The sequence below is a fragment of the Cytobacillus sp. MT66 genome (assembly GCF_058792595.1).
The window spans coordinates 115,876-141,418 of the sequence record NZ_JBXAFB010000004.1 but is presented as its reverse complement, the minus strand read 5'-3'; the positions used below and the strand labels follow the sequence as shown (position 1 = coordinate 141,418).

The following is a 25,543-nucleotide window of genomic DNA, read 5'->3' as shown; positions in this document are numbered from 1 at the left end:
AAAATAACAAATAAAATAATAAATTTGTTATTCTTCTGTCCTTTTGCCTGAGATTTTGAACCCTTCGGCGCTGCAGTTAACCTGCAGTCTCTCCAGAAGCCGCTCCTGTCATAGTGTGACCCATAACATTCAAAGCCTTCTTCATATTTAGTTTAAAATAATGTAAGAATATTAATAATAAAATAATTACGAAAATCTGTACTTATACAATAATCCAATTTTATCACTTTATCAACCATTAATTTTGCAGCCATCCCCTCCAATAAACAGAAAGAGGCAAGGGATAAATCCCTTACCTCTGCCCAGGCGAACGGCTAATCGATACTATGTGCTCCCCCACGGTTATCCGTTTTCGCCAGTTACACATAGCCTTTAAATTGATTTCATCATATCAGATTATTTATAAATCTTCAACCAAAAATTTTTGCAAATACGCGGAGATCTCTTGTTTTGGAATAATCGGGCATCATATTTTTATAATACTTTTAAAACCTTTATCCTATCTGACTTATATAATTCTTTAGAAACATCTTTGTTCTTAAGTTTTTCGTATTGGTGAAAAATTCATCCGGGGTTCCTTCTTCGATGATTTTGCCGTCTGCCATGAAGATGATGCGATCTGCTACATTCCTGGCAAACGCCATTTCATGTGTTACGACGATCATTGTCGTATTTTTCTTAGCCAATTCCTTCATGACATGTAACACTTCTTCAACTAATTCCGGATCTAATGAAGAAGTTGGTTCATCGAATAAAATAACATAGGGGTCTAACGCAAGTGCCCGAGCAATACCTACTCGCTGCTGCTGGCCACCGGAAAGAGAAGCAGGATAGCTATTTTCTTTGTTAGATAGCCCGACCTCAGCAAGAAGGTTTTTCCCAATTTCCTTGGCTTCGTCTTTTTTCATTTTTCTTGTAACAACGAGTCCTTCCGTCACATTTTCTAATGCCGTTCTATGTTTAAAAAGATTATAGTGCTGAAAAACCATTGCTGTTTTCTTTCTTAGCGAAAAAACATCCTTATTGTTGAGATTTTCAGCATCTACTTTTGTACCATCAATTTGAATCACACCTTTTTGAGGCTGTTCGAGAAAATTTAGACAGCGTAAGAAAGTAGATTTCCCTGACCCAGAGGGGCCGAGAATCGCAATCACTTCTCCCTGATTGATCTCAAGATTAATCCCTTTTAAGACGGCATTTTCCCCATAGCTTTTGTAAAGATTTTCAATTCTAATCATTGCCATCCTCCTATCTATAAGGCTTTTCAACTTGCCATTCTACTTTGGATTGGATATAGGTGAAAATAATGGTTGCCGCCCAATATATGAGCCCGACTGCTAAAAATGCTTCTAAAAACTTATAGGTAGCCGCTGCTTCAAGCTTTGCATGTGCTAACATATCCGTTACACCTATCGTGAAGGCAAGTGATGTTTCCTTAAATAGAATGATAAAATAGTTGCCTGTTGGCGGTATGGCAATTCGGGTTGCCTGTGGAAGAACAACCCTAGTAAAAGTTTGCCAGCGTGTCATACTCACAGAAATCGCTGCTTCAGTTTGCCCTTTATCCACTGCAGTAAAGGCCGAACGGAAAACTTCAGATAGATAGGCTGCATTTCTTACACTCAATGCTAATATCACTGCCGTTACTGCATCCATCGTACTCATGGAAGGGAAAAGCTGTGGGAGTCCGAAATAAAAAATAAAGATTTGGATTAATGAAGGGACCCCTCTAAAATAGGAAATAAGCATAAGGGAAACTGGATAGAGCACTTTGACTTTATTTTTAATAATAATGGCAAACAACACACCTATTACTATTGCAAGAATAAAGGAAAAAACCGTCATATATAGAACGATTGGCAAATATTTAAGTATACTGGGAATCAGTTCTACCATATAACTAAAATCAAAATTCATGTTGACACCACCACCAATTTCTCCCGATCTTTTTTTAAATTAATAACCGATAGTTTCATAACTTATGGAGTTGTAAAATCAATTTCACTCCACTTATCTGAAATTTCCTTTAACTTCCCTGAATCTTTTAATTCCTGAAGTGCTTTATTAAACTCTTCAATAAATGCTTTGTTCTCCTCAGTTTTTACAAATGGAAAGGCATGGTCTGTAGAAAAAACAGGTTCATCCGAAGCAAGCTTTAAAGGCAAACCCTCCTTATCTATTCTAGAAACTGCTGTAATTTTGCTATCAACAAAGGCATCCAATCTGCCTAATGCCACTTCACTATATGTGCCGCTTACATCCTGATATGGTTTGATGTTTATTTCATTGCCATTCTCTTCATTCCATTTCTGTACAAATTCGTGCATATTATTTCCAAGTAAGACCCCTGCATTTTTTCCCTTCATGTCTTCAAGTGATTGGATATCATTTCGGTCATCTTTCACAACTAAGGTAACCCCAGAATATGCATATGGATCAGTAAAATCATACTTAGCTGAGCGTGTCTCCGTGATCGCAATTAAGTTTGCAATTGTATCAATTTTGCCATTATCCATCATTCCAAATAAACCAGCAAACTCAGCAACGGTCCATTCTACTTTATAGCCTAATTTTTCCCCTACTGTTTCTAACACCTCAACATCATAGCCTTCTAAATTTCCATCTTTGCCTTTAGAGACAAATGGCGGATAAATACCTGATGTTCCTACTCTTAAAACCTTCTCTTCACTAGACTTATCACTAGATCCATCTTTTGAAGTTGCAGCTGTGTCGTCATTCCCGCATGCAGCAAGTAAAAACAGTGTCAATAGTAAAAATAAATTAAGGGCATTGAATCGATTTTTTTTCATTTTTCTCAGTCACCTATCCTTCAAATTTTGTTTTAAAAAAGATCACTTTTTTCAGCGTCAAGAGGTATCACTAAATATAGATTTTCCAATCAAATTACTTGGATTTATTCCCTAAAAAAAAAGCGTTTTATTTACAGTAATCCCATCATTTAAATAGGGTTTATATGTAAAAATAAAAACATTCCTTCCACATTCAGAATGCATGAATTAATGTTTATACCCTTGTCTATGATGTAAATTACCTGCCAGTCTCTTGGCACCAACTCCTTCGGGCGATAGCTGAGACTATTTCGTGCCAATCCCACATCCCTTATGAAAAAGAAATTTTCCTCATAATTATCCGACTTTATTGAAAATTATTTGTATTTAGGATAGTACAAAATTAAAGATTGTGCAACAAATAATTTTGGAAGATCTTAGTGAGGATGCCTAGAATCGTGATATCAAATGAAAAGGCTCGAAATTAGATCGAGCAAATAAAATATAAACTTGTATTTACAATTTGTGCTTCACTTATAAATGATCGTTTAATTAACATACCCCTCCTGCAAATTACCCGTGTATTTATTCCTGATACATACAAATTTACCAATTCTAAAGATAAGTATAATTAATCAATTTACAACCAAGGACCGAAATCTCTATTCCTATTTACCTGGTATTCAAAAAATTTACACTATCTTAAAATTTATTTTGCTATATTTTTTTAGAAGCTATTACAAAAAAATATAGAAGGATGCGTGTTAAATGAAATTTAGAATCAGAAACAGGGGCAAGAAAATATTGTCCAGTACACTTGCAATTACTGTGTTAGCCACGCCATTTTTGTCTGGGAATGCCATGGCTGCAACTCCATCTAAAGGCAAGGTCCAATCACAAGTTGAGCTTCGCATCATGGAAACAACTGATGTTCATACAAATCTATTAAGCTTTGATTACTACAAAAATAGTGCAGCTCCCAAACTTGGATTGGCTAAAACTGCAACTCTAGTTAAAGAAGCAAGAGCAGAAGCAAAAAACTCTGTACTTGTGGATAATGGTGATCTTATACAAGGGAATCCTCTTGGTACATACAAAGCCAAAATTGATCCTTTAGAGGAAGGAGAGATACATCCGGCTATCAGTGCCATGAATTTAATGGGCTATGATATGGCGACACTTGGAAATCATGAGTTCAACTACGGGTTGGAGTATCTAGACGAAGTATATGATGATGCCAACTTCTCTTTTGTAAATGCAAATGTATATGTAGATGATCACGATAATGACCCAACTAATGATATTAATAAATATACCCCTTACAAAATTGTGAATAAAAAAGTTAAGGATGAATCTGGGAAAACAAATGTCATTAAAATTGGATATATCGGATTTGTTCCTCCGCAAATTAATGAGTGGGATAAATCTAATCTTGATGGAAAGGTCATAACTAAAGGCATCGTGGAAACAGCTAAAAACTATATTCCTGTGATGAAGGAAGCAGGAGCAGACGTCATTATTGCATTAGCCCACTCAGGTTTTAGCGGAAATGAAGCAAATACCGAAGATACAGTCTATGCTTTAAGTAAAGTACCGGGTATTGATGCGATTACATTTTCACACACTCACAAAATCTTTCCAGCAAATAATATAGACAGTCTAGATACATTATTCAAAGGTGCGGACGGACAGCCTCTCCCTGGAGTAGATAACGAAAAAGGAACGATTAACGGTGTTGCTGCTGTACAAGCTGGATTTGGCGGCGGATCATTAGGAATTATTGATCTTTCCTTACAAAAAGTAAAAGGAAAATGGTCTGTTTCTCATTCCCAATCCTCCACAAGACAAATAGAATCGGTTCAACCTGACCAAGCAATTGTTAATGCTGTAAAAGAGGATCATGAAGCTACATTAGAATATGTTAATACACCAATTGGAACGACAACGGATGACATCTATAGCTATTTCGCGCTTGTACAAGATGATCCATCCATTCAAGTAGTTACAAACGCACAAAAATGGTATGTCGAAAAATATATCGAGTTAAATAAGCCAGAATTAAAGGATCTTCCAATTTTATCAGCTGGTGCCCCTTTTAAAGCCGGCCGTAACGGTGTTGATGAATATACAGAAATCAAAAAAGGTGATTTGACGATTCGCAGTGCTGGTGACTTATATCTTTATGACAACACTTTAAAAGCCATTAAAGTTAAAGGTTCGGATGTTAAAGAATGGCTTGAAATGTCTGCCGGTCAATACAACACCATTGATCCTTCAAAAACAACGGAACAGCCGCTAATAAACCCTAGCTTTCCAGTATATAATTTTGATGTCATTGATGGTGTAGAATATCAAATTGATGTAACAAAGCCTGCTAAATATGCACCAAATGGGACACTTTTAAACCCGGATTCAAGCAGAATTGTGAATCTTACCTATAATGGGGAACCAATCGATCCTGAGCAAGAGTTTATAGTGGTGACTAATAATTATCGTGCTGGCGGCGGAGGGAATTTCCCTGGAGTAAAGGGCAGTGAATTAGTAGTCGATTCAGCCGATGAAAACCGTCAAATTTTAATGAACTATATTTCTGAGCTTAAAGAAATTACCCCGACAGCAGATGGAAACTGGTCTATTGCTCCAATCTCCGGAAATGTGAATGTTACGTTTACGACTTCACCAAAGGCAGAGCAATATATTATGGAAGAAAGCTCATTCTCTTACACTGGAAAAACTGATTCAAAAGGCTTTGGAATCTTTCATTTTAACTTGAATAGCCAATCGGACAACGATCCATTAAAGGTTCAGCTTTTAGGAGTCAATGATTTACACGGACAGTTAGATACGGTTACAAAGGTTGGAGATTTATCGGCTGGGCATATTGAGTACTTAGCAGCGGCATTAAAACAAGAAGAAGCCACAAATCCTCATACACTTCTTTTACATTCAGGCGATATGATTGGCGGAAGCCCATTAATTTCTGCTCTTTTCCAGGATGAGCCTACCGTTGAAGTATTAGAGAATATCGGTTTTGATGCAGGCACATTCGGAAATCATGAATTTGATGAAGGGATTGATGAACTGCTCCGTATGATGAACGGTGGAGATCATCCAAACGGAACAGCTGGCTATGATGGAATGAACTTCCCGCTTGTGGCAGCAAATGCTTATGATACAAGAAGCGGAAATTTAATTGCGGATCCTTACACCGTATTCACAATTGAAGGTGAAAAAATTGGTGTGATCGGAGTGGTAACTCAGGAAACGCCTAATATGATTGTTAGAAAAGGAAACGAAACATTAAAGATTACAGACGAAGTGGAATCCATTAACAGGTATACGGAAGAATTAAAGGGACTAGGCATTGAAGCCATCATCGTCCTGGCACATAATCCAGCTATCCAAACAGGTTATACTGATTCATTCGATGCAAGCAGAATTGCCGAACAAATTGATGATGAAGTAGATGTTATCTTTTCTGCACACAATCATGTAAAGGTAAATCGAGTGGTGGACAACAAATTAATAGTCCAAGCCTATTCTTATGGATCTGCTTTTTCTGATGTAGAGGTTGAAATTGACCGCGTTACTGGGGATATTATTAATAAATCAGCAGAGATTAAAACAGTTTACCAAAAGGACTATACGCCAGATCCAGAAGTTGCAGCGATTATGAAAAAATATACAGATAAGGCCGAGCCAATTAAAGCAACCGTTGTTGGGCAATCTTCCTCTACCCTTGAAAAAAGTTATCCCACAACAGCTAATGAAATCGGGGATTTCGCTCTTGGAAATCTCATTGCAGATGGTATGAAAGCTGCGATGAACGCAGATTTCGCTATGATGAACGGCGGCGGTGTAAGATCTCCATTAGAAGCTGGTGAAGTTACATTTGGTGATTTATTTGCCATTCAGCCGTTTGGTAATGTGTTAAATAAAGTAAAACTTAGCGGAGCAGATATAGAAACAGTGTTAAATAACCAGATTACAGATAGAGGTCTTGACTTCCATATCGCTGGCTTTAAATACACTTATACTTATGACAGCACAGCTAAAACAGGCAAGGTTGCAGACATCTTCTTACCAGATGGAAGCAAGATTGATAAAGCGAAGGAATACACGGTGGTTGTCAACAACTATATGACCGGAAACCTTAAATATGGGATTGGAGCTCTTTCTGCTGATATAGAAGTTGGTCCAGTTGATGTAGATGCAACCGTTGATTTTGTAAAATCATTACCTTCTCCTTTTGAATATAAGTCTGAAGGAAGAATTCAAAAAGTTAATTAATGAACAGAGAACGGGGCTGTCTAGAAAGTAAGTATCGACTAACTTTCTAGACAGCCCCCTTTTTTATTTTTTGCGCTGTTTAATTTGGCCGTTGATTTCAGCGCCAATCAACTAAGCGGTTAAATTCAACATTAAGCTTTAACACAGCCGTTATATATAGAATTGGTTTAAGAATTCGACGATATACCTATTAACATCTTCATTGGCCTCTTGTTGTACATAATGCCCTGAACCTGGAATAATAATTTTATCCTTAATATTGGGTACATATTGGTTCATCGCCTCTAGGCCTCGTTTATTGAATCTTGTAGCAGTGTCTAATTCTCCGCCAATAAAAAGAGTAGGCTGTATTACTTTTCTTTGACTCTCTTTCTCCAAATCTGCCCAATCATAATCTACATTTCTATACCGATTTAAAGCTCCAGTAAAACCGGTTAGTTTAAAATTATTAACAAAATAGGTTAAATCTTCTTTCTGTAACCACTTCGGCAAGGATTGAGGGTCGGGAATAGGATCTAATAATGTCGAGTCTTTCGGCAATTGCGCTACTAACTTGGCTGGCAATTCGTCAGGTGCATCACCTGAAAGTCCATAATAAATACGTCGCAACGAAGTTTCTATATCATTTTCTAATTCTGATTCTGCAATACCCTCTTCTTGAAAATACATAAGCCAGTTAAAAGAAGACGAGTTCTTTTTAATCAGCTCTGTTAATGGCATAGGGGGTCTTGGAGAAAATGGCACACTCAATGTTATTAATACATTGAATCTTTCAGGGTGCATTTGTGCACAAGTCCAAGCAATATTAGCACCCCAATCATGCCCAACAAGTGCAACTCGATCTAAATTTAATTCATTCAATAATTGAACAATATCCTCCACCATGTTTCTCATACTATAAGAACGTACATTTTCAGGGACGCTTGATTGTCCGTATCCTCTTAAATCAACAGCAATAGCCCGATAACCAGACTCAGCTAAATATGGTAATTGATATCTCCATGAATACCATAATTCTGGGAAACCGTGTAAAAACAGTACAGGCTTTCCCTTTCCATATTCTACAATATGCAAATCAATGCCATTCGCATGTACAATGCGTTCTAACATTTTATTCATAAGACGATAACCCCTATTTCAGCTATATTTTATAAAAATAGTAAGATGAATCACTATTTACTTTTAAGCAGATTCTCATGCTTTGAAAGAATGACCCATTCAACAATCGCCATATTCAGTACAAGACCTGCCCATATGTTTATATTTAGAACCTCGTCGATCATCAAATCTCTTCCACCTGGCAATATGAATCTATTAAAAGCGGCATATCCCAGAAGAAGAACTGGGACTAGTAAACGAGCACTCACCGCAACCAAAGTGATGCCAAAGCTTCGTATTATCCATTTTCGATGTTCATTAAAACGCCTTTTTACAGCTGCGTGATAAGCCTTCCAAGTTGTAAATAACCACAATACTGTTAACACGAAAAAAGCCATCGCCTTTGTAAAACTTTCAGTATAAAAGAACAAAACCAGCCCAAGAATTCCGCTAATGAAAATGCTAATGACGTATATTCTTCCAATATTCCGATGAACCCCTGGATGGCTAAGACGAATATGGTCTATAAACTGAAAAAATCCAGTTATTAAAGCAATAAAGGCAAATATAATATGCGCAACAAGTGCCGGATATTGAATAGCGGTTGATGTAATGTCCACACGACTTTTAACTGGATCTAAAGTGAAATAAGGATACATAAAAGGAACCATAACCCCCATTGAAACAATGGCCAAAATCCACCAGCTCTTTTTCTGCTTGATCATTTATTTTTAATCTCCTTGTTATCCCACACTATGTTTTTCGAAAAAGTGATGGCTGTTCCTAAATACTAGTGTTCCAATGTATACTGTCTAGGACTTTTCACTGGATCTTTTTTTACCTTTTAGTGTCTCTTTAATTTCGTAAAACTCTTCACCTGTAATTTCTCCTCTTGCTAGTCGGCTTTCAAGGATAGTAAGAGCATCACTTTGATTGTGATAACACATTCCTCCCCTTTTTCTCCAAAAAATCATGTTTGTAATAAAAAATCCTATTATTATTAAAAAGAAAACTAAGCCAAATGGAAAGAAATATCCCCAATGGTACATATTAAATCATCTCCTTCATTATTTTAAAATCTCGTTTACCAGGTACAGCTCTATAACATCGGAACCCAGAATAGGGAATGGGCTTTTGCCCTTGCCACTACTTTTACTATAACCAAGGAAAATGAACTCCTTCTAAAGGATGTATAAACAATCTATAAACTAATATAACCTTCCCATTAACAGCCACAATTAAAAAACACCCAATCTTTTTAGACTGAGTGTTTTGATCAATGAAGATAAGAATCCATGGACATTTTATCCCTTAAAACGATATCCTGACCCCCAAATTGTTTGAATGTACTGTGGGTTGGCTGTATCTTTTTCTATCTTTTTACGAATCTTTTTCACATGAACAGTAACTGTGGCATTATCACCTACAGAGTCAAGCCCCCATATCCTTTCAAATAATTCCTCTTTTGAAAATACTTGATTTGGATGTTTCGCAAAAAATGATAGTAAATCAAATTCTTTTGTTGTCAGGATAACTTCCTTCCCATCAATAAAGACCTGCCTTGATGCCATGTTTATTTGAAGCCCTCTTACATGAATTTCATCTTTCGAAGGATCCGCCTGGGTTAATCGCTCATACCTGTCAATATGGGCTTTTACTCTGGCTACTAATTCACTTGGGCTGAAAGGTTTCACAATATAATCATCTGCACCTAAGCCAAATCCGCGTACTTTATCAATATCTTCATATTTAGCAGTAACCATCAGAATGGGAATATTCGTCTCTTTTCTGACCTGTCTGCAAATTTCAAATCCATTTATATTTGGAACCATCAAATCAAGTAAAATCAGATCAAACTGCCGATGTAATGCAGCATCAAGACCTAGGCTTCCATCCGCAGCAATTTCCACCTGAAAGCCCTCAATCTCAAGATAATCTCTTTCTAAAGCAGCAATACTTTGATCATCTTCAATAATCAATACTTTTTTGTTCATCCTTTTCATCCTTTTGTTTTTTTAAGGGTAAAGTGAACACAAAGTCCGCCTGTTGATAGATTTTCCGCCCAAATTTCTCCCCCATGTTCCTTAATTATTTGTGAGGCAATAGCAAGTCCTAGTCCGCTTCCTGCTGTACTCCGCGATGGGTCTGTCCGATAAAATCGATTAAAAATCGTTGAAATTTCATCTTCTGAAACACCAGGTCCATTATCACTTATGCTTACTTTAACCTTTTTTTCTTGTTCAATTTATAGAAATCGTTATCTTTCCAAATTCATTATTCATATATTTAACACTGTTAAAAATGATATTTTCCACTACACGAACTATTTTAATTCGATCTATGCAAACTGTGACATGCCTTTCATCTTTATCAAAGACAACTTGAACATCCTTCTCACTTAATTCGTCATTAATATCATTCAAATAATCCTGTATAAATGCAAAAATATCGACAGATTCAAAATGGAAAGGGAGTTTCTTTACATCTAGTTTCGAATATAAGGATAGCTCTTCTATTAATCGATTTACATATAATGCCTTAGAGTGGACGGTAGCCAAATACTCCTTTTGCTTCTCAGCAGTGCTTGCTACTCCATCCTGAATCCCTTCTACATAGCCAAGGATTGATGTTATAGGTGTTTTTAAATCATGGGAAATGTTAGCAATCAATTCTTTTCGATTATGTTCATATTTATCTCGCAGCTCTAATGATTCTTTTAGTTGTTCTCTCATCGAATCGAATGAGTTCACAAGCTTCCCAAGTTCATCACGGCTTTTTGACTTGATATGGAAATTTAGATTTCCACTTCTAATTTGTCCAGCTGCGTCAGATAAAAGGCGAACAGGCCGTAAAATACTTCTGGAAACAAGAGTGGATAGCAAAATATTTGTAAGTATAAAGACAAGGATTAATCCAATAAATAGAACTGGAAAAAATGATCTCGCAAAATTCACAAACGATGCAGATGGTTCTAAAAGAAATATTGAACCTTTTGATGAATCATTGAAATAGAAATCATACTGTATCATTGAATAATTTCCATCACCAACCCATGATGCAGCCGGATAATTTCCTTTGTACCCGAAAGCAGGGAGATGATTATTCAGAATAGTCATCTGCTGAGTAGATGTAAATAATAGTTCATTGTCTTTTCGGATAATCACTTCTGCTTTTTCTTCATTCAGCCGTTCCTTTAAGGATTTTACATATTGCTCATCATAAAACTTATCTGGATCAAGTGATGCTGTTTTTTGCAGTTCATTATATACCCCTGTTAATTCCCCATCTGTTCTTTGCCAATTTTGCTTAAAGCCACTGCCAAATCCATTAAAAAATACAATATTGAGTAAAAATATAATGAATACGATAGCTATTATCGGCATCACAATCATAGCAGCATTTGCAAAAAAAAGGCGTTTCTTAATAGACATGAAAATCTCCTTTAAAAATATGTTTGGCCTAAACTAAATTATCTCCAAAATAAATAAACAAACCATAAATCAATTATAAAAGTTTTATAAATTGCAAGGGAATTCCTTTAAATATGGTGCCCAGCCCAAAAAATCTTGTTTCACAAACCTATTTATTCCACAGGAGTTTAAACACAAAAAAAGAGCCGATCTTTTTACGGATACTTGGCTCTTTAGAAACATTCAATCCTATCTTCATATGGACTTTGCCGAAAACTGCCTGACTCCTGCCTTTAACCACTTCGCTGTCATCGTCTCTGCATTTAACATCTCTTCTGGTGTACCTTCAAATATAATTTGTCCTCCTTGTTTTCCTCCTCCCGGACCCAATTCAATGACCCAATCACTCGCTGCTATAAAATATAGTTTGTGTTCGATTATTATGACGGAATTTCCTCTGTTTACAAGACTTTGAAATACATCTAAGAGTTTTTCATTATCTTCTGAGTGCAGTCCTAAGGAGGGCTCGTCCAAAAGATAGATTTGGCCCTCTTTTTGTAAGTGGCTAGCGAGTTTGAGACGTTGAATTTCTCCACCGCTTAGGGAACTTGTCGTTTGTCCTAAGGTCAAATATCCTAATCCTACATCTTTTAGCGTATGGACTCTTTTTATGATTTTTGGCGCTTTAAAATAATTTATTGCCTCGTCTATTGTTAAATCTAAAATTTCCACTATATTTTTATCTTGATATCTATAGACAAGCGCTTCGTCTGAATATCTCGTACCGCCACATGCCTCACAAGGAATCGTCACTGGATCTGCAAATGCAACCTCTGGCGTTAGGACTCCTTTTCCTTTGCAGACAGGACATGCTCCTAAGGAGTTAAAGCTAAACATTCCTCCAGGTTGTCCTGTTGCTTTTGAAAATATTGCGCGAATATCATCCATTATTCCCATATATGTAGCCATGGTCGAACGATTGGAGATTCCTATCCCGCCATGTCCCACCGTTATGGATTCTGGATACTTTTTCGTGAAAGCTTCCAATATTAAGGAGCTTTTACCTGAACCAGATACTCCGCATACAGAGACTAAAGCACTTTTAGGAATATCTGTGCTTATATTTTTTAAGTTATTGTTACTTGCTCTTTTTATTGTAAAATAACTTTTAATATCCCTTGGATTTTTATTTATTTTTAGCGTGTGCTTTAAGGCTGTTCCTGTAGGAGAGTTGTTTAGTCCTTCTAATTTTCCTTGATAGACAACTTGTCCTCCATTTACACCTGCTCCTGGTCCCATCTCGATGATTTCATCCGCTGCTTTGATTACTGAAAGGTCGTGTTCGATTACGATTACGGAATTATGATGTTCTTTTATCCTTCTAAGCATCTGAATTAACATATTCACTTCTTCTGGGTGGAGCCCCGCACTTGGTTCGTCGAAAATATAAGTAATATTGTTTAAACTGCTCCCTAAGTGACGGGCAATTTTTACCCTTTGAGCTTCACCGCCGGAAAGGGTGCCCATTTTTCTTGACAGACTCAAGTATCCTAGCCCCATGTCGACTAATTGTTTTACATATGGAATTGCTTGTTTAGCGATCGATTCTCCCATAGGGTCTTTTATCTTCTTTAATTCTTCTAATATTTCTGGGAGCTCTAATTGGTCGTATTCTGCAATATTTAGGCCATTTATTTTACACTCTAATACCTTGGGGTTCAGGCCCGAACCTTGACATGTTGGGCATAAAGAATGTGTTGACACGGCTAAGACGTCATCTTGGGATACTTGTTTTAGTTTTGAGATGTCTCTATTGATATAAAGACGCGTAAATCTAGGCAATAACCCATCCCACTCTGCATTATGGGGTCCATTTTTTGTATGAAATGGCGCATAGGCTCTTTCGCCGTCTCGGGGACCATATAACAGCAGGCGGAGGTCTTCTTCTGAGTAGTCCTTTAGCGGTTTATCCGGATCGAATAATCCGCAGGTCATCATCCATTGACCTTGCCAGCCTGAAGGCGATAATGGTTTAGATTTAACTGCGTATTCTCGAAGTGACTTATCGTAATCAATCATCTTATCAAGATCTGGTGCAATTACTTTCCCATATCCGCCACATTCAGGACATCGGCCAAAAGAGCTTTGGCTTGAAAAATCAGTGGCAGCACCTATCGGTGGATTTCCTACTCTTGAGAACAAAAGTCTAATTAATGGTTCAATATCCATATAAGTTCCTACTGTTGAACGGGAATTGCCTCCTGCAGGTCTTTGTTCTACTACTACAACCGGACTTAAGTTTTGCATAAGGTCGGCATGGGGCCGTTCGTACCTTGGCATTTGATTTCTAACATAGAGGGGATAGTTCAAAGTCATTTGTCTTCTGCTTTCAGTCGCTAGTGTATCAAAAACCACTGAGCTTTTTCCCGAGCCTGAAAGACCTGTAAATACAATGATTTCTTCTTTTGGTATGTTTAAATCTACATTTTTTAAATTATTTTCTTTAAGCCCTCTTAAAATGATTTCATCTTTTTTTCCAGACATATCATCACCCTTTAAGGTATTTTATCTAATAAGGAATCTGGACACAAAAAATTCCCGGATTTTATTGAAAAACCCGAGAAATGATTGGATTCAGAAAAGGCCATATCATTTCTACGGTCTTTCCAATTGCATCAAGCATGGCACCACTTCATCTATAGACTCTGTGCTCATTATTCATTTTGAAAGCTGAAGCCATTTAGACTATTTTCTTTTTAAATACTCTTTATTAAGGATAAGTACTTTCCCGTTTTCAGCGCTTTCGTATTTTCTTAACATATATTTATAATGTTCAATTACAATATTCCCCAAAGTATAAAAGGATAAAGCAGTGAATAGAAGAACAGGAACTTGATATGCAATTTTACTCATATCCTCTATAATATAAATCGTCATTAGCATATAAGCTAAAAAAGAGGGGATAAAGATAAAAAGCATATTACATAGATGGAAAGTGGCAATCGCCTTTTTCTCTTTATATTTCCGCTTTCTTTCAGGGTTAAAATAAAGGGATAGAAAAACAAATGCCGCAATTATAAACACTGTCACCGTATATGTAAGGACAAGGTTCACTTTCCTTCTCTCCTTTCTCCAAACACTATCATATCCTTATTATAAAGGTGTTTTGACTGTTTCATCACCTTTATTTATCATTATATTGTGAAAAGAGCATAAATTCCACACAGCTCGGATTTCTCATCCCTGCATTACTTATTCTCTACCTTTCACTAGGAATCTGTACTGGCCAAAGTAAAAAAGTCTATAAAGAAAGCGAACAGTGTTAGGCACTGTTCGCTTTTTTCCAATCATTATCCCCTGTATTGAATCGCTAGCCCTTTTAAGAAGTTTCTTGCGAATTTATCTCCGCATTCTTTATAATTCTTATGCCCTTCTCTTCTTAATAAAGCCCCAAGCTCCCCTTTTGTTACCGTTATTCCAGCATTTTCGAATATTTCGAGCATATCTTCAGCTGTTAATGCTAAGGCTATTTTCACCTTCTTTAACAGCAGGTTATTGATGTTTGCACTTTTCGTCTGAACTGGTTCCGGTGTTTCTTGCTGTCCTGGTTTGGGCTCTTGTTTGCCTCTTTTAAAAATAATCAGGCCATTTAAAAATGAATCTAACATACTGTTATTGCATTTAATTTGATAATTATCGTACTCATCTTCATCCTCATCGGATTTTGTAAGGATCCTGATTACCTCTGGTACTGTGACTTCTACGCCGCCAAGCTTAAATATCTCAGCCATTTCTTTATTCTTTATCTCCAGCGCATATCTCAGGCGTATTAATATATCATTATTATCCATCAATAAACCCCCTTTTTATATAAACTAGTGCCTATTATCTTGAGCCACTATAATTCAATCTATCTGAGCTTAATCAAACGTTTGATTAAGGCCCATGTTTGTATTTTTAATCCAAAGAAGCTATAACCTATTTGACTCCTGCTTCTTTAAATTCCAAATGCGCGACACACTCCACATGCATCGTCTGCGGAAACATATCAACAGGCTGTACCTCAACTGTCTGATATCCGCCATCTTCTAATATGCGCAGGTCTCTTGCCAGGGTTCCCGGGTTGCAGGAAACATACACGACTTTCTGCGGTTTCATTTCAATGATGGTTTTTAAAAGGGCTTCATCGCAGCCTTTACGCGGCGGGTCAACTACAAGGACATCAGCGGTATTTCCATCTTCATTCCATTTTGGAATGACCATTTCCGCCTCCCCGACAGCAAATTCTGCATTGGTAATTCCATTTAATTCTGCGTTGCGCTTGGCATCCTCAATAGCTTCTGGAACGATTTCCACACCGAAGACTTTCTTAGCCTTCTGTGCTAAAAATAAGGAAATAGTGCCGATTCCGCAGTAAGCATCAATGACGCTTTCATTGCCGCTCAAACCGGCGTATTCAAGAGCTTTTTCATACAGCACTTTTGTTTGCTCAGGGTTAACCTGATAAAAGGAACGGGCGGAGATAGCAAATTTAATATCACCGATAAAGTCGTAAATGACCTCTTCTCCCCAGAGAACCTTTGTTTTATCGCCAAAAATCACGTTTGTTTTCTGCTTATTAATATTTTGAACAATTGATTTAATCCCTTTGATCTGCTCCGTAATTTCTTTAATAATCTCATTTTGATGCGGCAATTCATTTGTTCTTGTAATAAGGACAACCATGACTTCTCCCGTAGTTAATCCATAGCGAGCCATGACGTGGCGGAGATCACCCTTATGGGTATTTTCATCATAGGCAGTAACCCCATAGCGGCTGCAAATCTCAATGACTGCCTGAACAACCTCATCATTTTTTTCCTGTTGGATGATACATTCCTTCATATCAATGATTTTATGACTCCGCTGCTGGTAAAATCCGCCGATTAACCCGCCTTCCTGCTCGCCGACAGGTACCTGGGCCTTATTCCGATAGCGCCATGGCTCTTTCATTCCAAGTACCGGGTGGACGTCAATATTTTCCAGTCGGCCGATCCGCTGCAAGACATCTCTTACTTGCTTTTCCTTTGCTTTCAGCTGGCCTTCGTAGCTTAAATGCTGCAGCTGGCAGCCGCCGCACTCTTTATAAATCGGACACTGCGGTTCCACCCTGTAAGGACTTTTTTCATATAGCTCGATAAGCCGGCCAAATCCGTAGCCTTTGTTTACTTTTAACACCTTGATTTTAGCTTTTTCCCCAGGGAGTCCGTTCGGAACAAATATCGGATAGCCCTCCACTTTGGCCACCCCTGCGCCATCATGGGTTAAATCTTCAAACCTTGCGTCTATATAATCGTTTTTTTGAACTGGTAACGTTCTGCTCATTTATGTGTATCTTCCTTTTTAATTGAATTCCTTTTGACTGACAAAATTGTACCATAGATGGAGCTGGAAACGAAAAAGGAAGTGTAGAAATTCACGGTTCAGACTGATAAATGCCGGAGTTGCTTGTTCCAGTCTAAAGGTTACCTTGTTGATTCAGAATGATTTGCTAAGAAAACACATATCCGGTGTCTGAAGACTGCCTAGGTTTAGACACCTTGACAGAAAATTTACTCGCCTTTGTCCGAAGTTCATCACACTTCGGACTTTTCTGCACTGAAGCCGCTTCCCTCTGTCCGAAGTTCACCATACTTCGGACTTTTCTGCACTGAAACCGCTTCCCTCTGTCCGAAGTTCATCACACTTCGGACTTTTCTACACTGAAGTCGCTTCCCTCTGTCCGAAGTTCACCATACTTCGGACTTTTCTGCACTGAAGTCTCTTTCCTCTGTCCGAAGTTCATCACACTTCGGACTTTCAGCCTGCCATTGACCTCGTTGCAGTCTGAACCTTACCCTACTTCAGACTCTTTAGCATACCAACCGCTTCCCTCTGTCCGAAGGCCAATCTTCTTCAGACTATAGCCTCAAAATTCATATCACCGGTGTCTGTTTTCTTCCTCCTTATTCAAACTGCCAATCCCAAAAAGACACAAAACCCGCTCCTCATTCGGAACGGGCCTCGCATTCATCTTCACTTTCATCTTCAGCAACCGTAACATCACTTTTCCAATTAACAGGAAGGTCCTCTTTACGGATTTTTTCCAATGGGACGTAAACCTCAAGATGACGATAGAGATTAACGAATTCTGCCGGCAGCAAGCCGCCAAATTCACCGTCTAAATTAAGCTGCATTTTTTCCCTTGACTGCACTTTAATGCGATTTGCCTGCGTGTAAATCACATGAGAATCATGAATATGCTCACCGCGAACAGCCAATGTGGCAATACGAATAAAATCGGCAAGATTCGTTTTCTTTAAAATTAACAGCGAGAACATTCCATCATTAATGGAAGAATCCGGAGCAAGCTTTTCAAAGCCGCCAACGGAGTTCGTCAGCCCAACAAGAAAAAGCATGGCTTCACCTTCAAACAGCTTCCCATCATACTCTATTCTAACATCTGTGGAGCGAATCGAAGGAAGCATTTCAATCCCTTTTAAATAATAGGCCAGCTGACCGATCATCGTTTTTAATTTACTCGGAACTTCATAGGTCAGCTCTGTCAGTCTGCCGCCTCCGGCAATATTGATAAAATATTTTTCATTCATTCTTCCAATATCAACGGGGATTGTCTCGCCCTTTAGGATAATATTAATGGCCTCATCCACATCCCTTGGAATATGAAGGGCCCTGGCAAAATCATTCGTTGTTCCCATTGGGACGATTCCAAGCTTTGGACGATATTCCTGTTCTGCCAGTCCATTGACTACTTCATTAATCGTTCCATCGCCACCAGAAGCGATCACAAGGTCATATTTCCGTTCAACAGCAATTCTGGCTGCTTTGGTTGCATCTCCCTCGCCTGTGGTAGCATGACAAGATGCCTCATAGCCCGCCATCTCAAGCTTTTGCAATACATCCGGCAAATGCCTTTTAAAAAGCTCCCGGCCAGAAGTTGGATTATAAATAATTCTTGCTCTCTTCATATCAAACCATCCTAATAGTTTCGCTTAATATTTCATATGCTTAATTAGTTTGAAACGTTTACATTATATCCTCTAACATCATAACCAAAAGGCACAAACTTAGCAATTTTTACGACATCTTCAAATATCCGTTTATCCTGCTCCACAAAAATGCCCATAGAAGGTATTATGGGCATTTTTCTTAAATCAAAAACAATATTCTCTATTCATTTACTGTATTACACTAAGATTTGATGATAATTTTTCTTGCTGGATAGAATTGTCGATTCCATCAATCTCCAGTTTGACCTCCTTAGGTACTAACAGAGTAGCCGATAAAGTGGAATATCTATCAAATGGTCCCAATGAATCATTTGGCAATCCCTTTACATGAATATACAGCGTATCGCCCTTTTCCCTAACAGCTACATAATCTTGTGTTTTAGAAATTAGTTTTTCATTTTCCCTAAGCAGCGCCCGGTAAGTTCCAAAAATGGATACTTCCTCTCCGCTTGTTCTTTCAACACTAAGCGGATAGTTATTTGTATTAACAACCACTCGCTTTACATCGCTATCTACCGCTTGCGCAAGATCAGGCAGGTCCAATGTTTGTTCTTGCCGGCTTAATACTTCATCCACTTTTTCCAAAATGCCTATGGAGCTTAAAATGGAAACGCCAATACCTGCAGTACCAATAATACCCACAAAGAAAATACTTAGAAAATCATATTTTAAATATGGCTTTTCCTTTCGCGATAAAAACAAAAATACCAAAATTTCTATACCAAGTACGACCAAAATGACCGGCCACCACGAGGTCATAACATATAGTAAATCAAAACTGAAAAATTGCGATAATAATAGAAAAATACCAAGAAAAAGGAGCGAGGCTCCCATTGAAAAAGTACCAACCCGCCAGGTTCTCATCTTTATCTCTTCCTCTCTTTTTATTCAGTCGGCTGCTCTAAGCGTTTTTCCTTTTTCCCCATAAGGAGCTTTAAACCGCCGCCAATGAGAAGAATACATACGACAGCCATTTGGAAATATCGTTCAAACCAGTAGCCTACATCAATATCAACCAAGTCATATAGCATCGGTGAAACAATTGGCAGCAGGATATTGGTGGTTAAGTAATATAGCCCCAAGAGAACTAAGCCAATTCCAAGCCACTTTTGGTGATTGATAAGATAAGCAATAATTGGTGTATCCTCTAAAGGTTCGCTGCCATATTTCGATGCCTTTTGCAGTCCATCAAAAAAGCTGTAAAACCAGATAATCGGAATCAGGAATAAAAAGATTCCCAGACGCAGGGCATCTAAAATATAAATAGAAAATAAAAATGCCGCCATTAATTGAATGCCTCTTCGCTGCAAGCCAAGATATAAATGGCCAGCCCCTGGAAAAATAGAAAGGAAGGTAGCAATGGCTCTGCTTTTCTTTCCATCCTCTCTCCTTGTTTCAAAATCCTCGAGAATCGTTTGATCAATCAGTTCTTCTCCGCGCTGTTTCCGGTTTAGCTGCTGGATCGCATCAAAAAATCCATACACCCATATCACAGGCAAAATCGCCCAAAACACTAGAAATTCAGTAGTATTGGTTAAGACTGCAACAAATACAACCATGACCCCAATCCCTAAGAATGATGCCAAAAGGGTTAAGCCACGATTCATTAATCCAAGCTGAAAGTGGCCAATTCCCGGAATAAACGATAATAAAATGGTTCGAAACCTTTCGAGTTCCTGGTCACTTGTTTTTTCCGGATTAGAATCTTCAAGCTTTTGCTTATTTTGATAGAGCTTTGATCCGGATATTGCTGTATCGACAATGTTGACGATATAAAGAAAAATACCAGCAAAGAAAGGAATCAAAGCAACTTCATCGACCCCGTTTGCTACGCTGAATATGGTCAGTGCTATGAAGAAGAATTCCCCTGTCATATACCCAAATCCCCGCAATATCTTTCCTAGATATAATAATCCTCCACCTGGGAAGAAACTAAGCAAAAAGGCAATCATTGGGTTTTTCATTATTTCCTCTCCTCCTTATTTTTCATTTCTAAAGAGTCCATCCAAGTAAAGGTTTTATCAACGATTTTTTCAGTCATCGACACACTCTTCCCCTGGAATCCCATATTCTGAAGTTCAGAAGTGTATTGAGCAATAGACTGGAATACTCCAGTTCCCATTAATACCAGTGTCATAGCTGCTGCAATAGAATAATGGAATAAAGAGGACTGAAGGAACCGTTTTTTCTTGCTTTGCCGTTGTTTGTCCTCTGTGATTAATGCCATGATAGAATCGGTAAATTCAGCTTCATCAGACATGACCGGAAGTATAGTTTCCGCTTCCGCCACTGCCTGAAGATAGATATCCAAGCATTGGTCACATTGATATAAATGGGTTTCATACTGCACCCTAAGGTCTTGGCCCAATTCATCATTCACGTACTTTTTCCACTCATCCATTGAATAATGCTTCATGAAAAATCGTCCTCCTTCCAATGCTTTTTCATCCAGCTTCGCGCTCTATACAGCTTCATCTCAATTGTCTTAACCTGCACCTTCTGTTCTTCTGCCATTTGCTGGTACGTTTTTTCGGCAAAATAAAAATCATAAATGACATTACGATAGTTTTCTGGAAGCTCATGCAATTTCTCACGTACCTGCTTTAACGTTTCTTTATTAATAATCTCAATGTCAACACTTTCACCCGGCGAACGAATGGCATCATATACGACTTCATCCATGACTTCTTCCTGTCTTCTTTCCCGCTTTCTTTTCACATCTATGGCATGGTTGACAGCAATCCTTGTGATCCATGTTTTAAAGCCCTGATTTTCATATTGGGGGAGAGAGGTGTAAATCTTTAAAAATACTTCTTGTGCGGCATCTTCTGCTTCCTTTTGGTCCCGTAAAACAGCAAAGATCGTTCGAAATAGATCATTTCGGTATTTTTCAACCAAAAGACGGAAGGCGTGATCATTGCCGGCCATTATTTTTTGGATAAGAACTTGGTCGCTAATCCCTCTCCCCTCCTTTCTGAGATGCTTCCACCCTAATAGACGAAGGAATGGGACACAATCCCTACACAAAAATGAATATTTTTTATAAAGCTCTTTTTCAAGAAACAAAAAACGCTCGGAAATAGCTTATCCAAGCGCAATTAAACATATATTTAAATATGTCCCAAAGATTTCTGAATTTAGTGTAAAATAACAATAAAAAAAGAAAGGGTGAGGATTATTCTAATCCTGCTTATTGCTTATTTGCTAGGCTCGATCCCTTCAGCCCTTCTAGTTGGGAAATTTGTCTTTAATATTGATATTCGCAGACACGGGAGCAATAATCCAGGCACCATCAATACCCTGAGAGTCCTTGGCAAAAAGGCCGCTATTGCTGTATTGCTTGTCGATGCAGGGAAGGGAGCTCTTGCTGCTCTGCTGCCAGCCTTGCTAAGTTCTGATATGGACCCTCTTTTAGCAGGACTTGCCGCTGTAATTGGCCATTGCTTCCCTATTTTCGCTGGCTTTCGCGGCGGAAAAGCCATTGCTACAACAGCCGGTGTGCTGCTGGCAACAAATGTGACAATGTTTATCATTGCCTATCTCGCTTTTTTTGGTGTGATGTTTATAACCAAATATGTGTTTTACGGTTCCATTTCGGTCGGTCTTGCACTTCTTATTTACTCATTTTTCACACCCGGACGGGAACATGAACTTATCTTTTCTATTTTTCTTTTACTTTTAATCTTCCTGCATCGATCCAATATTATGAATTACATTCACAACAAGGAACCAAAAATCACTGACAAGAATCTGAAAAATGACCGTATCCCTCCAAAAACGAGTGCCTAAATGCTAAAAGGAACTGCCCGCTTTCAATCAGCTTTAGGAAAGAGCGGGCTAATCTTCCTTTTTCCATTTAAAAGCCCCGCGATATTTCGCCTCCCGCAGTTCAAGAGCATAGGCCTCTATATTCGGCATTCCCATACCTCTGGCAATGGCGATTTCTTTCTCCACATCATAGGGAACGCGGACAATTTCAATAGAAAATGGGGCTAAGCTTTCTGATAAATACTCTCCGTGCAAAATCGTATAGGTTGCCTGCGGCAGATCTAATGAATTTCCAACGCTTCCCGCATTGAAGAGGATCATTTGCGGCTCAACGGGTTCGATTAAGGCTGCGTGAATGTCCCCGTACCCAACCACATCCGGTTTTCGGCCTTTCTCTAAAGGAGTGATGGCCTCTGTATTCTCAAACATAGCAGTTTTTTCCTCATTTGAATCTTTCATCGGGATGACCCGATGATAGACGCTTTTTGCGGAGGCATGATAGAGTCTGATATATTTTCCGCTCATATAAAAATCGTGATTATATGGCAGGGCGTTCAAATAGGAAAATGAATCTTGGCTAAGCTGATCACGATGCCACTCGATTTCTGTAAATTCGGTTGGCCTTTGAATGAAGTCATCCCAATTGCCCAGAACGACGGTCTCGCAAACCTCCCTGATGATTTCCACTGACTTTTCCGATCGAGGCCCTTTTCCGATGAGATCACCCAAACAAAAGATGGTTTGAATGCCTCGTGCTTTTATATTAGCTAAAACTGCCTCAAGGGCAGTAAGATTTCCATGGATATCCGAAATAACCGCGATGCTTGCCATATTGAGTTCCCTCCTGCATTTTTATAGTAATATCTTCTCCGGCCTTTCAACTATCCCCTCTAATTTCTTGAAAAAACAACAGGGCCCTTAATTTTTTTCATAAAAGTTGATTTTTTCCTTTATTCTATATATGGTAAAATTACTACAGGCTTTTCTTGCCGTTAATCTATTTAGTTGAGGAGAAGGATTATGTCAAAAGTATTTATATTTGGTCATAAAAACCCGGACACAGATTCCATTTGTTCTGCACTTGCTTATGCGGAATTAAAATCAAAATTAGGCGTTGACGCTGAGCCAATCCGCTTAGGACAGGTGAATGCAGAAACCCAATATGCCTTAGAATATTTCAAAGCAGAGGCTCCTCGTCTTGTTGAGGAAGTTTCCAAAGAGGTTAGTGACGTCATTCTGGTTGACCATAACGAATTCCAGCAAAGTGCTAATGATATCCGTAATGTAAAGATTCTTGAAGTCATCGACCACCACCGCATCGCCAATTTTGAAACAAGCGATCCTTTATACTATCGTGCAGAACCAGTTGGATGTACAGCAACTATTCTAAACAAGATGTATAAGGAAAATTCAGCAGAAATCAGTAAAGCAACAGCAGGCTTAATGCTTTCCGCTATCATTTCTGACTCCCTGTTATTTAAATCGCCAACATGCACGGAGGAAGACATCGCTGCAGCCAAGGAACTTGCTGAAATTGCTGGTGTCAACGCTGAAGAATATGGACTGGCTATGCTTAAGGCTGGTGCAGATCTAGGTGATAAAACAATTGATGACCTGATTTCTCTTGATGCAAAGGAATTTCAAATGGGCAGCTACAAAGCAGAAATTGCTCAGGTGAATGCTGTTGATTTGAACGACGTTCTTAGCCGCAAAGAGGAGCTTGAAAATAAGCTTTCTGAAGTGATTAAACAAAAAGAGCTTGATTTATTCCTGTTCGTTCTTACCGACATTCTAAATAATGATTCTGTTGTCATTGCTTCCGGCAACGAAACAAAAGCCGTTGAAGAGGCATATGGCGTTACTCTAGAAGACAACCAAGCATTGCTAAGAGGCGTTGTATCACGCAAAAAGCAAATTGTCCCAGGATTGACAAAGGTACTTTCTGAAAAATAAAGAGAAAAAGGGAGCAGCACTCATTGGCTGCTCCTTTTTAATAGGATCAGGACTTACTTAATATGTGATCGGTATCCCGGACTAGTTTTTCCATTAAATCTTTAACTTTCGTCATTTCTGCCAATCGGATGCCTTGGCCGCTCCAAAGGGACATATACTCCCCATTTTTTGACTTTGCCGCTTGCTTTCGCATTGGCCCTGTTACATCATTTTGATTTGGAAACGGGAGAAGAATAGTCTCGTAGGATTCCATTTCTTTAATGAAACGATTGCTGATTCCTCTGGCAAACCTGCCGGAAAAAGCTTTAGTAAACACGGTCTGATCTTCTGAGTGGCTTAACAGTGCCTCTTTCCAGACTTGATTTGCCCCGCTTTCTTCACAGGTTAAGAAAGCTGTTCCGAGCTGAACCCCTTGAGCTCCCAGTATCATCGCTGCAGCAATTCCTCTGCCATCCATAATTCCGCCAGCTGCAATGACTGGTACATTCACGGCGTCTGCCATTTGCGGAATGAGTGCCATTGATCCGATAAATCCGGTCTCTTCTTCATGAAAAGTTCCACGATGCCCTCCTGCCTCACTCCCTTGGGCAACAATCAGATCCATGCCAGCCTTCTCAAGCTCAAGCGCTTCATTGACATTGGTAGCTGTTCCAATAACGATACTCCCCTGCTTTTTCAATTCTTTAATGACCGTATCCTCTGGAATGCCGAAGGTAAAACTGCAAACTGGAATATTAGATTGAAATACTTCCTCAAGCTGCATTTCATACAGCTTTTGATAATCTTTTTGAACCGGCTCTGATCCAGAGGAAAGGCCTAATTCCCCTGCAACCCCGTTTACAACATCCTGAATCCTTGAAAAGTCTTCTTTCCCAAAGGATGAACGGCTGTCCGGAACAAATAAATTAATCCCGAACGGCTTATCTGTTAACCTTCTAATCTTGTTAACAGTTTCCCGTATATCAGCTGCCTCCATATAACCGGCCCCTATATTTCCAAGTCCCCCGCTGTTTGATGCTTCACTGACCAATTCTGGTGTTGTAACTCCTGCCATTGGCGCTTGAAAAATAGGATAGGAGATGCCCAGCATCTCCGCAGCTTTATTATGTTTCCAATCCATAATAAGCACATCCTTTATTTGATTATGATGAGAACAAATTACTCCCAATTTCGAGAATGGCTGGCT

At 38.6% G+C, this 25,543-nt stretch carries 23 protein-coding genes and 2 riboswitches; of the genes, 3 read left to right on the top strand and 20 right to left on the bottom strand.

The annotated features are described in order from the left end of the window. Positions 1–25: 25 nt before the first annotated feature. Positions 26–106: riboswitch (glycine riboswitch) on the bottom strand. Positions 107–293: 187 nt separating this feature from the next. Beyond that, positions 294–373, bottom strand: a riboswitch (ZMP/ZTP riboswitch). A 121-nt stretch (positions 374–494) separates the two neighbouring features. The 3 genes from AC1Q59_RS09135 to AC1Q59_RS09125 all read right to left on the bottom strand — a co-directional run bounded on the left by AC1Q59_RS09135 (position 495) and on the right by AC1Q59_RS09125 (position 2,810). After that, on the bottom strand, positions 495–1,238 hold the full coding sequence (locus tag AC1Q59_RS09135; RefSeq protein WP_492365503.1) for an amino acid ABC transporter ATP-binding protein: 744 nt from the start codon (positions 1,236–1,238) through the stop codon (positions 495–497). A 10-nt stretch (positions 1,239–1,248) separates the two neighbouring features. Further along, complete coding sequence (locus tag AC1Q59_RS09130) at positions 1,249–1,917, bottom strand: amino acid ABC transporter permease (RefSeq protein WP_492365502.1); 669 nt, start codon at positions 1,915–1,917, stop codon at positions 1,249–1,251. Between the two features lie 62 nt (positions 1,918–1,979). Next, entirely contained in the window at positions 1,980–2,810 is an 831-nt protein-coding gene (locus AC1Q59_RS09125) for a transporter substrate-binding domain-containing protein (protein ID WP_492365501.1), read from the bottom strand. Positions 2,811–3,557: 747 nt separating this feature from the next. Here AC1Q59_RS09125 and AC1Q59_RS09120 point away from each other — a divergent pair. Then, the gene (locus AC1Q59_RS09120) at positions 3,558–7,079 is read left to right on the top strand and encodes a bifunctional 2',3'-cyclic-nucleotide 2'-phosphodiesterase/3'-nucleotidase (RefSeq protein ID WP_492365500.1); all 3,522 of its coding nucleotides are present in this window, start codon (positions 3,558–3,560) and stop codon (positions 7,077–7,079) included. Positions 7,080–7,229: 150 nt separating this feature from the next. On the opposite strand, the gene AC1Q59_RS09115 is transcribed toward AC1Q59_RS09120, so the two are convergent. From AC1Q59_RS09115 to AC1Q59_RS09045, 15 genes are all read right to left on the bottom strand, one after another. Further along, a complete protein-coding gene (locus tag AC1Q59_RS09115) occupies positions 7,230–8,198 on the bottom strand; it encodes an alpha/beta fold hydrolase (protein ID WP_492365499.1) in 969 nt (322 codons plus the stop codon). A gap of 53 nt (positions 8,199–8,251) precedes the next feature. Beyond that, the gene (locus AC1Q59_RS09110; protein ID WP_492365498.1) at positions 8,252–8,902 is read right to left on the bottom strand and encodes a DUF2306 domain-containing protein; all 651 of its coding nucleotides are present in this window, start codon (positions 8,900–8,902) and stop codon (positions 8,252–8,254) included. A gap of 87 nt (positions 8,903–8,989) precedes the next feature. Further along, positions 8,990–9,226 carry an SHOCT domain-containing protein gene (locus AC1Q59_RS09105; RefSeq protein ID WP_492365497.1) on the bottom strand — a complete coding sequence of 79 codons (237 nt, stop codon included), beginning with the start codon at positions 9,224–9,226 and terminating at the stop codon, positions 8,990–8,992. Positions 9,227–9,481: 255 nt separating this feature from the next. Further along, positions 9,482–10,180, bottom strand: coding sequence for a response regulator transcription factor (locus AC1Q59_RS09100; protein ID WP_492365496.1), 699 nt, complete (start codon positions 10,178–10,180; stop codon positions 9,482–9,484). Continuing rightward, on the bottom strand, positions 10,177–10,422 hold the full coding sequence (locus AC1Q59_RS09095) for a sensor histidine kinase (protein WP_492365736.1): 246 nt from the start codon (positions 10,420–10,422) through the stop codon (positions 10,177–10,179). The genes AC1Q59_RS09100 and AC1Q59_RS09095 overlap by 4 nt, the downstream gene beginning before the upstream one ends. Continuing rightward, positions 10,418–11,608 carry a sensor histidine kinase gene (locus AC1Q59_RS09090; protein WP_492365495.1) on the bottom strand — a complete coding sequence of 397 codons (1,191 nt, stop codon included), beginning with the start codon at positions 11,606–11,608 and terminating at the stop codon, positions 10,418–10,420. The genes AC1Q59_RS09095 and AC1Q59_RS09090 overlap by 5 nt, the downstream gene beginning before the upstream one ends. A 234-nt stretch (positions 11,609–11,842) precedes the next feature. Continuing rightward, a complete protein-coding gene (locus tag AC1Q59_RS09085) occupies positions 11,843–14,131 on the bottom strand; it encodes an ATP-binding cassette domain-containing protein (RefSeq protein WP_492365494.1) in 2,289 nt (762 codons plus the stop codon). 201 nt (positions 14,132–14,332) lie between these two features. Continuing rightward, positions 14,333–14,701 carry a hypothetical protein gene (locus AC1Q59_RS09080; protein WP_492365493.1) on the bottom strand — a complete coding sequence of 123 codons (369 nt, stop codon included), beginning with the start codon at positions 14,699–14,701 and terminating at the stop codon, positions 14,333–14,335. 236 nt (positions 14,702–14,937) lie between these two features. Next, positions 14,938–15,438, bottom strand: a complete 501-nt coding sequence (locus AC1Q59_RS09075; RefSeq protein ID WP_492365492.1) for a YehS family protein — start codon at positions 15,436–15,438, stop codon at positions 14,938–14,940. 127 nt (positions 15,439–15,565) lie between these two features. Then, the gene (rlmD, locus tag AC1Q59_RS09070; RefSeq protein ID WP_492365491.1) at positions 15,566–16,951 is read right to left on the bottom strand and encodes a 23S rRNA (uracil(1939)-C(5))-methyltransferase RlmD; all 1,386 of its coding nucleotides are present in this window, start codon (positions 16,949–16,951) and stop codon (positions 15,566–15,568) included. A 662-nt stretch (positions 16,952–17,613) separates the two neighbouring features. After that, positions 17,614–18,594 carry a diacylglycerol kinase gene (locus AC1Q59_RS09065; RefSeq protein WP_492365490.1) on the bottom strand — a complete coding sequence of 327 codons (981 nt, stop codon included), beginning with the start codon at positions 18,592–18,594 and terminating at the stop codon, positions 17,614–17,616. A 210-nt stretch (positions 18,595–18,804) separates the two neighbouring features. Beyond that, a complete protein-coding gene (locus tag AC1Q59_RS09060) occupies positions 18,805–19,500 on the bottom strand; it encodes a LiaI-LiaF-like domain-containing protein (RefSeq protein WP_492365489.1) in 696 nt (231 codons plus the stop codon). 20 nt (positions 19,501–19,520) lie between these two features. Next, entirely contained in the window at positions 19,521–20,603 is a 1,083-nt protein-coding gene (locus AC1Q59_RS09055) for a hypothetical protein (RefSeq protein ID WP_492365735.1), read from the bottom strand. Further along, positions 20,600–21,052, bottom strand: a complete 453-nt coding sequence (locus tag AC1Q59_RS09050; protein ID WP_492365488.1) for a hypothetical protein — start codon at positions 21,050–21,052, stop codon at positions 20,600–20,602. The genes AC1Q59_RS09055 and AC1Q59_RS09050 overlap by 4 nt, the downstream gene beginning before the upstream one ends. Further along, entirely contained in the window at positions 21,049–21,564 is a 516-nt protein-coding gene (locus AC1Q59_RS09045; protein WP_492365487.1) for an RNA polymerase sigma factor, read from the bottom strand. Before AC1Q59_RS09045 ends, AC1Q59_RS09050 begins: the two co-directional genes overlap by 4 nt. 246 nt (positions 21,565–21,810) lie before the next feature. On the opposite strand from AC1Q59_RS09045, the gene plsY reads away from it, so the two are divergent. Then, on the top strand, positions 21,811–22,425 hold the full coding sequence (gene plsY, locus AC1Q59_RS09040) for a glycerol-3-phosphate 1-O-acyltransferase PlsY (RefSeq protein WP_492365734.1): 615 nt from the start codon (positions 21,811–21,813) through the stop codon (positions 22,423–22,425). Between the two features lie 48 nt (positions 22,426–22,473). Here the strand turns inward: plsY and AC1Q59_RS09035 are convergent, their stop codons facing one another. Further along, complete coding sequence (locus AC1Q59_RS09035; protein WP_492365486.1) at positions 22,474–23,235, bottom strand: metallophosphoesterase family protein; 762 nt, start codon at positions 23,233–23,235, stop codon at positions 22,474–22,476. A 189-nt stretch (positions 23,236–23,424) separates the two neighbouring features. Between AC1Q59_RS09035 and AC1Q59_RS09030 the strand changes: the two genes are divergently transcribed. Continuing rightward, entirely contained in the window at positions 23,425–24,357 is a 933-nt protein-coding gene (locus AC1Q59_RS09030; protein ID WP_492365485.1) for a manganese-dependent inorganic pyrophosphatase, read from the top strand. A 46-nt stretch (positions 24,358–24,403) separates the two neighbouring features. Here the strand turns inward: AC1Q59_RS09030 and AC1Q59_RS09025 are convergent, their stop codons facing one another. Further along, complete coding sequence (locus tag AC1Q59_RS09025; protein ID WP_492365484.1) at positions 24,404–25,477, bottom strand: NAD(P)H-dependent flavin oxidoreductase; 1,074 nt, start codon at positions 25,475–25,477, stop codon at positions 24,404–24,406. Positions 25,478–25,543 lie beyond the last annotated feature (66 nt).

Excerpts from the sequence above, each read along its gene's own strand:
- AC1Q59_RS09065 (WP_492365490.1), bottom strand. The coding sequence starts at position 18,594 with ATGAAGAGAGCAAGAATTATTTATAATCCAACTTCTGGCCGGGAGCTT.
- AC1Q59_RS09130 (WP_492365502.1), bottom strand. The coding sequence starts at position 1,917 with ATGAATTTTGATTTTAGTTATATGGTAGAACTGATTCCCAGTATACTT.
- AC1Q59_RS09110 (WP_492365498.1), bottom strand. The coding sequence starts at position 8,902 with ATGATCAAGCAGAAAAAGAGCTGGTGGATTTTGGCCATTGTTTCAATG.
- rlmD (WP_492365491.1), bottom strand. The coding sequence starts at position 16,951 with ATGAGCAGAACGTTACCAGTTCAAAAAAACGATTATATAGACGCAAGG.
- AC1Q59_RS09025 (WP_492365484.1), bottom strand. The coding sequence starts at position 25,477 with ATGGATTGGAAACATAATAAAGCTGCGGAGATGCTGGGCATCTCCTAT.
- AC1Q59_RS09060 (WP_492365489.1), bottom strand. The coding sequence starts at position 19,500 with ATGAGAACCTGGCGGGTTGGTACTTTTTCAATGGGAGCCTCGCTCCTT.
- AC1Q59_RS09105 (WP_492365497.1), bottom strand. The coding sequence starts at position 9,226 with ATGTACCATTGGGGATATTTCTTTCCATTTGGCTTAGTTTTCTTTTTA.
- AC1Q59_RS09135 (WP_492365503.1), bottom strand. The coding sequence starts at position 1,238 with ATGATTAGAATTGAAAATCTTTACAAAAGCTATGGGGAAAATGCCGTC.
- AC1Q59_RS09115 (WP_492365499.1), bottom strand. The coding sequence starts at position 8,198 with ATGAATAAAATGTTAGAACGCATTGTACATGCGAATGGCATTGATTTG.
- AC1Q59_RS09050 (WP_492365488.1), bottom strand. The coding sequence starts at position 21,052 with ATGAAGCATTATTCAATGGATGAGTGGAAAAAGTACGTGAATGATGAA.
- AC1Q59_RS09035 (WP_492365486.1), bottom strand. The coding sequence starts at position 23,235 with ATGGCAAGCATCGCGGTTATTTCGGATATCCATGGAAATCTTACTGCC.
- AC1Q59_RS09075 (WP_492365492.1), bottom strand. The coding sequence starts at position 15,438 with ATGGATAATAATGATATATTAATACGCCTGAGATATGCGCTGGAGATA.
- AC1Q59_RS09045 (WP_492365487.1), bottom strand. The coding sequence starts at position 21,564 with ATGGCCGGCAATGATCACGCCTTCCGTCTTTTGGTTGAAAAATACCGA.
- AC1Q59_RS09100 (WP_492365496.1), bottom strand. The coding sequence starts at position 10,180 with ATGAAAAGGATGAACAAAAAAGTATTGATTATTGAAGATGATCAAAGT.
- AC1Q59_RS09085 (WP_492365494.1), bottom strand. The coding sequence starts at position 14,131 with ATGTCTGGAAAAAAAGATGAAATCATTTTAAGAGGGCTTAAAGAAAAT.
- AC1Q59_RS09090 (WP_492365495.1), bottom strand. The coding sequence starts at position 11,608 with ATGTCTATTAAGAAACGCCTTTTTTTTGCAAATGCTGCTATGATTGTG.
- AC1Q59_RS09125 (WP_492365501.1), bottom strand. The coding sequence starts at position 2,810 with ATGAAAAAAAATCGATTCAATGCCCTTAATTTATTTTTACTATTGACA.
- AC1Q59_RS09120 (WP_492365500.1), top strand. The coding sequence starts at position 3,558 with ATGAAATTTAGAATCAGAAACAGGGGCAAGAAAATATTGTCCAGTACA.
- AC1Q59_RS09030 (WP_492365485.1), top strand. The coding sequence starts at position 23,425 with ATGTCAAAAGTATTTATATTTGGTCATAAAAACCCGGACACAGATTCC.